Genomic DNA, 7007 nt, shown 5'->3' with positions numbered 1-7007 from the left:
CGCGCATTCTACAGCAGCCTCTGTTACTGTCAAGCGGTTATTTTAAGATGTTTTCAAAGTTTCCTCTGTAACATCAACCACTTGCGCTTTCGATCTCTCGTTAGCGGGAGGTGAATTCTACAGCGTTGCACGCTGCTGTCAACACCTCATTTCCTGCTTCGATGACTTGAAGCTGACACCGCCAAAAACCAATCCAACTCATTGAAACTCAAGGAGTTTTCCGTTTCGACTGCGCCGGAAGTGGGCGAATTATAGGCCGTTACAGATCTGAGTCAAGGGTTAATTTTCACTCTTGATACCGATATCGGTTTCTTCTTATATAGACGCGGAATTCGACTCATGACCACGGGTATTCGCAGCATCAGCAGGCACACACCTATAAAGGCATAAACCGACCATTCCTTGAGGTCCGCCCGCACAATCCAAAGCATATGCAGCAACCCCAATCCTACAACCACATACACCAGACGATGGAGTTTCTTCCAGCGCGCACCCAGCCGCCGCTGACTGTATCGATTTGAAGTCACTGCCAAGGCCAGCAAACACAGAAAACCCAGAGCACCTACAATAATGTAGGGCCGCTTGCGCAACTCCACACCCAGCTGCGACCAGTCAAACCCCAGCACGAAAGTCAGGTATGAACACACATGCAGCACCACATATGCAAAACACCACAAGCCTATCTGGCGACGCACTGCAATCCATCCAGGCCACCCCGTAAGCTTTTGCATCGGCGTCATACTCAGTGTTACCAGCAGCAGAATAAGCGCCCCCAACCCCAGCCTATCAACCAGCACCTTTCCCGGATCCGGGCCCAAGGCAAAGATCCAGGCCTCATAAAGCCAGTACAAAGGCCACACAGCCGCTGCTGCAAAGACCCCAATACGCCAAGAAAGGAACTTCATCAGTAGTTCTTCCGTAAATCGAGACCCGCATATAAAGAAGCCACTTCATCCGCGTACCCGTTAAACATCTGGGTATCACGCACATTAGGACTGAACAGGCCGCTCGGCAGACGCCGCTCACGCGCCTGCGTCCATCGCGGATGATCGACCTGCGGATTCACATTTGCGTAGAAGCCGTACTCATCCGCAGCGATGCTCTGCCAAGTGGTTTTCGGCTGCTCCTCTACCAGGCTGATTCTCACAATGGATTTCACACTTTTAAACCCGTACTTCCAAGGCACGACCAAACGTAGCGGCGCTCCATTCTGATTCGGCAATTCGCGCCCATACATGCCCACTGCCAAAATCGCCAGCGGGTTCATCGCTTCATCCAAACGCAACCCCTCAACATAAGGCCAGTCAATCAAGGCGAAACCCGAGCGCTGCCCCGGCATGACCTTCGGATCCTGTAAGGTTTCAAAGCGTATGTATTTGGCTTTCGACGTCGGCTCCACCTGCTTGAGCAATGCCGATATGGGAAAGCCCATCCATGGAATAACCATTGACCAGGCCTCTACGCAACGCAAACGATAGATCCGCTCCTCCAACTGATAAGGCTTCATGAAGTCTTCAAGGGCATAGCGACCCGGCTTGCCCACTTCCCCATCCACGACCACCGTCCAAGGCTCGGTTTTCAAGGCACCAGCATTCTGCGCCGGATCCCCCTTGTCGGCCCCGAACTCATAGAAGTTGTTGTAGTGCGTTGCGTCCTTGAAAGGCGTGATCGCCTCCCCGCTAACCGTGACAGCCTGCCATTTGGTCTGCGGGAGCTTATCGGCAAACCATGCCGGCGCCCTGCCCGGCTCGACATCCGCGTAACGCACCGCATCTTCGGCGCTGGCCCAACGCGGTAGCGCACCCACAGCCAATCCGGCAAGCGAGCTGCCAAGTAATGCACGACGGGATAAATAGAAGGATTCAGGCGTAACGTCCGACTCTTTGCAGTCGGACGCCTTAGGAAGCTTGATAAGCATGACAACTCCGCAGTATTGGAGGACTGATGCACCAATAGACTACGGAGTATGGGAGAAATTACATCACTCGGCGTTTTTGTTACGGCGCAAACGCAACAAGTACTGGATAGGTCCCGATGCCGCATACGCCAGGAATGCCAACAACAGGATGCGCGGCGGGTCGCTGAACACAACAGCAAACACCAACACTACCGCCAGGATGGCCACGAAAGGAACGCGCCCTTTCAAATCCAGCTCTTTAAAGCTGTTGTACTTGATATTGCTGACCATCAGCATACCGGCTGCAGCCACCAGCAGCGCAACCAGGAACGACATTTTCGAACCCTGGATTCCGTAATCACTGAACGCCCAAACGATACCCGCCACTACACCAGCAGCAGCCGGACTGGCCAGACCTATGAAGTAACGCTTATCCGCTTTACCTACCTGGGTGTTAAAACGCGCCAGACGCAATGCAGCCCCCGCGACATAGATGAAAGCCACCATCCAGCCCACCTTGCCCATATCACCCAGGGCCCAGCCAAAGGCCAGCAATGCAGGTGCAACGCCAAAGGCAACCATGTCCGACAAGGAATCGTACTCGGCGCCAAAAGCACTTTCAGTATTGGTCATACGGGCTACGCGGCCATCGAGACCGTCCAGCACCATTGCGACAAAGATCGCGATAGCAGCAAACGCAAAATACTTGCTTGCTCCTGCAGCATCACCCGCACTCATCGCGCTTTGCGCACTCATGGAGCTGATGATCGAATAAAAACCGGCGAACAGGTTCGCGGTGGTGAACAGGTTCGGCAGCAGATAGATACCACGATGCCGGACTTTACGGCCTTCGGCGTCATGCCCTTCTTCGACATGCTCATCGATAGGCAGCAGGCTATCGGCGTCTGAAGCCGCTTTTGGCTCTTCGGGACGTTCGCTCATGGACATTACCTTGCAACGATATGGAAAGTTTCGGTGGAAGCTTGGGGCCAGCACACACCCGCAAACGATCCTGCTTTATACCAGAAGCTGTCGCTTAAACGAAAAAACGCGGCCTAGGCCGCGTTTTCTCTACAGGCTAAAATTTAGTTCTTTGTTTGATCGACGATTTTATTCGCGCCGATCCAAGGCATCATCGAGCGCAGTTGCCCGCCGATGACTTCGATACCGTGAGCGGCGTTGTTACGACGCTTGGCGGTCATCGATGGGTAGCCAGTAGCACCTTCGGTGATGAACATCTTCGCGTATTCACCATCCTGAATGCGCTTCAGAGCATTACGCATTGCCTGACGGGACTCTGCGTTGATCACTTCCGGACCGGTTACATACTCACCGTACTCGGCGTTGTTGGAGATCGAGTAGTTCATGTTGGCGATACCGCCTTCATACATGAGGTCAACGATCAACTTCAACTCGTGCAAGCACTCGAAGTAAGCCATTTCTGGCGCATAACCTGCTTCAACCAGGGTCTCGAAACCGGCTTTAACCAGCTCGACAGTACCGCCACACAGAACAGCCTGTTCGCCGAACAGGTCGGTTTCGGTTTCGTCCTTGAACGTGGTTTCGATGATGCCGGTACGACCGCCACCAACGCCAGCCGCGTATGACAAGGCTACGTTTTTGGCGTTGCCCGACGCATCCTGATAGATCGCGATCAGGTCAGGAATGCCACCGCCTTTTACGAACTCGGAGCGCACGGTGTGACCCGGTGCTTTTGGCGCGATCATGATCACGTCAAGGTCGGCGCGCGGTACAACCTGGTTGTAGTGGATAGCGAAGCCGTGGGAGAAAGCCAGTGTGGCTCCCTTCTTGATGTTCGGCTCGATTTCGTCCTTGTACAGCGCCGACTGGAATTCGTCCGGGGTCAGAATCATGACCAGATCTGCAGCGGCAACAGCGCTGGCAACGTCAGTCACTTTCAGGCCGTGAGCCTCAGCCTTGGCGACAGTGGCCGAACCTTTGCGCAGACCAACAGTAACGTCAACGCCGGAGTCTTTCAGGTTGCAGGCTTGGGCGTGACCCTGGGAGCCGTAACCGATAATGGCTACTTTTTTGCCCTGGATGATCGAAAGGTCGCAGTCTTTGTCGTAATAAACTTTCATGATTTTCCCTTATATCCAGGCCATTCAGGCCAATTAGCATTTGTTAGTTTTAGATGCTGAGTACTTTGTCGCCACGGGCAATCCCGGTGACGCCACTGCGAACTGTTTCCAGGATCGAGGCGGTACCAATCGACTGAATGAAACTGTCGAGCTTCTCACTGGTTCCTGTCAACTGCACGGTGTACACACTGGCGCTGACATCAACGATCTGCCCACGAAATATGTCCGTGGTGCGTTTGATTTCTGCGCGCTGTGCACCCGTTGCCTTGACCTTGACCAACATCAGTTCACGCTCGATATGAGCACTTTCCGACAGGTCAACCAGCTTGACCACTTCGATCAGCTTGTTCAGGTTTTTAGTGATCTGCTCGATCACTTCATCATGGCCCACCGTGGTCAGCGTCAGACGCGACAAAGTCGGGTCTTCGGTTGGCGCTACAGTCAGGCTTTCGATGTTGTAGTTACGTTGCGAGAAAAGCCCAACAACGCGAGACAAGGCGCCCGGTTCGTTTTCAAGAAGCAAGGAAATAATGTGCCGCATGATTAAGTGCGCTCCGTCTTGCTCAGCCACATGTCGCGCATGGAGCCATCTTTGATCTGCATCGGATAAACGTGCTCACTGGTATCAACCTGAATATCCAGGAACACCAGGCGATCCTTCATGGCAAAAGCTTCTTCCATCTTTGGCTTCAGGTCTTTCAGATCAGTGATCCGGATACCTACATGCCCATAAGCCTCAGCCAGCTTGACGAAATCAGGCAGCGACTCCATGTACGAATGCGAATGACGACTGCCGTAGTTCATGTCCTGCCACTGACGCACCATTCCCAGCACGCCGTTGTTGAGGCTGATGATTTTTACTGGCAAGCCATACTGCAAACATGTCGACAGTTCCTGAATGTTCATCTGAATACTGCCCTCGCCTGTTACACAGGCAACGTCAGCCTCAGGAAAACTCAGTTTTACGCCCATCGCCGCCGGGAAGCCGAACCCCATCGTGCCCAGGCCGCCAGAGTTGATCCAGCGATTAGGCTTGTTGAAGCGGTAATACTGGGCCGCAAACATTTGATGCTGACCCACATCGGATGTTACGTACGCATCACCCTTGGTCACTTCGCAAAGCATCTCGATAACAGCCTGAGGCTTGATCTTGCTGCCGTCACCCTTGTCATAAGGGAACAGGCCGCGATCGCCACGCCATTCGTCGATCTGCTTCCACCAACTGGAAACTGCCTCTGGATTTGGCTTCTCGCCAATGTCCTTGAGGATTGCGACCATCTCGGTGAGCACACTCTCCACCGGACCCACGATCGGTACATCGGCCTTGATGGTTTTGGAAATGGACGCCGGGTCGATATCGATATGGATGATCTTGGCGTTCGGGCAGAACTTGGACGGACCGTTGATTACGCGGTCATCAAAGCGTGCGCCTACAGCCAGAATCACATCAGCATTGTGCATGGTCATGTTGGCAGTGAAGCTGCCGTGCATGCCGAGCATGCCGACGAACTGACGGTCTGTGCCAGGGTAGGCACCCAAGCCCATCAGCGTATTGGTTACAGGCACGTTGAGCATTTTTGCCAGCTCGGTCAGCGGAGCCGAACCGCCGCCCAAAATTACGCCGCCGCCTGCATAAAGCACAGGGCGCTTGGCTGCCAGAAGCATCTCTGCCGCCTTGCGAATCTGGCCTGAGTGACCACGCAAGGCCGGGCTGTAAGAACGCAGCTTGGCTTTTTTCGGGAAAACGTATTCGAACTTCTCGGCCGGGTTGGTCATGTCTTTCGGGATATCGACCACAACCGGACCAGGACGGCCGGATTGAGCGAGGTAGAACGCCTTTTTCATGACCTCCGGGATTTCCGAAGCATGCTTGATCATAAAGCTGTGCTTCACGATGGGCCGGGAGATACCGATCATGTCGGTTTCCTGGAAAGCATCAGTCCCGACCATGGTGCTAGGCACCTGACCAGAAATGATCACCATCGGAATGGAGTCCATGTAGGCAGTGGCAATCCCGGTAATGGCATTGGTTGCTCCCGGTCCGGAAGTGACCAGAACTACACCGGCCTTACCCGTTGCACGGGCATAGCCGTCAGCCATGTGGGTAGCCGCTTGTTCGTGGCGAACCAGGATGTGGGTAACTTCCGGTTCTTTGAACAAAGCGTCGTAGACATGCAGCAGAGCACCACCAGGGTACCCGTAGATATATTTGACACCTTCGTCGCGCAAAAAGCGCACGAGCATCTCACCGCCAGATAAAAGCTCCACGTTGTTCACCTCTAAAACGCCAGAATACCGTTCACAAAAATACGAACGGGTCTTAATAGGTTTACTTTTCAGCAGAGCATGAGCGACGGTGGTCGCCGACTACGTCAGCACTGACTGAGCAAGTATTGGGAGCTCCCCAAGTGTTGCGGGGGTTTCCCACCCAGCGCGAGGTAACGCGTTGCGGGTGTAGCAGGTCGGCGCGGGTGTGCGCCTCATGATCTGCTGAGAGGGTCTGCTTCTGGCAGTCCCTCTACAGCGGGACTTCGATTCTTGTCATTAGGCCTGCCCAAGTCAAGCCATCTATGAGATTTATTTTCATAAATTGACAGGAACGCACAAAAAAACGCGTGAAACGCCAGAAACTGACAAGAAAATGGATGGCTGACAGTAAAAACTGGCAGCCATGACCTCAGGCGGAGGGGCTAATCAGCAGATCAAAACCTTCGAAGTGCTTGAGCAGTGGCTTCCAGTTTCCGCGACGCTGAGCAAAAACCTGATCAGCCATATGCCGAATACCTGAAACATTTGGCAGTGGCAGGCCCTGCTCAACAATGACTTTCATCTTCGGCAGGAAGATCCACTGCACCCACAGTTCAAAATCGAGCCGGTCGACGCTGAACGGCTCCTGGCTGGACAAGTCGTACTCCGTAGGCACCTTGTCGCTCCACAACCCCTGCGTGCGCATTTCCTGCTCGATGAGCAACAAGAACCCGGCGACTTCAGGAGTACGGGAATCCATG

The 7007-nt window shown here is 53.8% G+C and carries 7 protein-coding genes; all 7 read right to left on the bottom strand.

The window, feature by feature from the left end; translation table 11 throughout:
* Positions 1-272: 272 nt before the first annotated feature.
* On the bottom strand, positions 273-905 hold the full coding sequence (gene msrQ / locus KO536_RS16430; RefSeq protein WP_133078271.1) for a protein-methionine-sulfoxide reductase heme-binding subunit MsrQ: 633 nt from the start codon (positions 903-905) through the stop codon (positions 273-275).
* Complete coding sequence (gene msrP, locus KO536_RS16425; protein WP_219262449.1) at positions 905-1918, bottom strand: protein-methionine-sulfoxide reductase catalytic subunit MsrP; 1014 nt, start codon at positions 1916-1918, stop codon at positions 905-907. The genes msrQ and msrP overlap by 1 nt, the downstream gene beginning before the upstream one ends.
* A 63-nt stretch (positions 1919-1981) precedes the next feature.
* The gene (pssA, locus tag KO536_RS16420; protein WP_019825985.1) at positions 1982-2839 is read right to left on the bottom strand and encodes a CDP-diacylglycerol--serine O-phosphatidyltransferase; all 858 of its coding nucleotides are present in this window, start codon (positions 2837-2839) and stop codon (positions 1982-1984) included.
* 143 nt (positions 2840-2982) lie between these two features.
* A complete protein-coding gene (gene ilvC / locus KO536_RS16415) occupies positions 2983-3999 on the bottom strand; it encodes a ketol-acid reductoisomerase (protein WP_133078273.1) in 1017 nt (338 codons plus the stop codon).
* A gap of 49 nt (positions 4000-4048) precedes the next feature.
* Positions 4049-4540 (bottom strand): acetolactate synthase small subunit, encoded by a 492-nt coding sequence (ilvN, locus tag KO536_RS16410; protein ID WP_016783407.1) that lies wholly within the window; start codon positions 4538-4540, stop codon positions 4049-4051.
* Positions 4541-4542: 2 nt separating this feature from the next.
* Positions 4543-6267 (bottom strand): acetolactate synthase 3 large subunit, encoded by a 1725-nt coding sequence (locus KO536_RS16405; RefSeq protein WP_133078274.1) that lies wholly within the window; start codon positions 6265-6267, stop codon positions 4543-4545.
* A gap of 409 nt (positions 6268-6676) precedes the next feature.
* On the bottom strand, positions 6677-7006 hold the full coding sequence (locus KO536_RS16400; protein ID WP_219262453.1) for a YqcC family protein: 330 nt from the start codon (positions 7004-7006) through the stop codon (positions 6677-6679).
* Between the last annotated feature and the right edge of the window lies 1 nt (position 7007).

It is taken from the genome of Pseudomonas sp. NKUCC02_KPG, from assembly GCF_019345465.1.
Classification (GTDB): Bacteria; Pseudomonadota; Gammaproteobacteria; order Pseudomonadales; family Pseudomonadaceae; genus Aquipseudomonas.
This window is presented reverse-complemented; position numbering and strand designations above follow the sequence as displayed.

Bases quoted from the DNA above. Each gene is read 5' to 3' on its own strand.
- msrP (WP_219262449.1), bottom strand. From the start codon at position 1,918: ATGCTTATCAAGCTTCCTAAGGCGTCCGACTGCAAAGAGTCGGACGTT.
- msrQ (WP_133078271.1), bottom strand. From the start codon at position 905: ATGAAGTTCCTTTCTTGGCGTATTGGGGTCTTTGCAGCAGCGGCTGTG.
- pssA (WP_019825985.1), bottom strand. From the start codon at position 2,839: ATGAGCGAACGTCCCGAAGAGCCAAAAGCGGCTTCAGACGCCGATAGC.
- ilvN (WP_016783407.1), bottom strand. From the start codon at position 4,540: ATGCGGCACATTATTTCCTTGCTTCTTGAAAACGAACCGGGCGCCTTG.
- KO536_RS16400 (WP_219262453.1), bottom strand. From the start codon at position 7,006: ATGGATTCCCGTACTCCTGAAGTCGCCGGGTTCTTGTTGCTCATCGAG.
- ilvC (WP_133078273.1), bottom strand. From the start codon at position 3,999: ATGAAAGTTTATTACGACAAAGACTGCGACCTTTCGATCATCCAGGGC.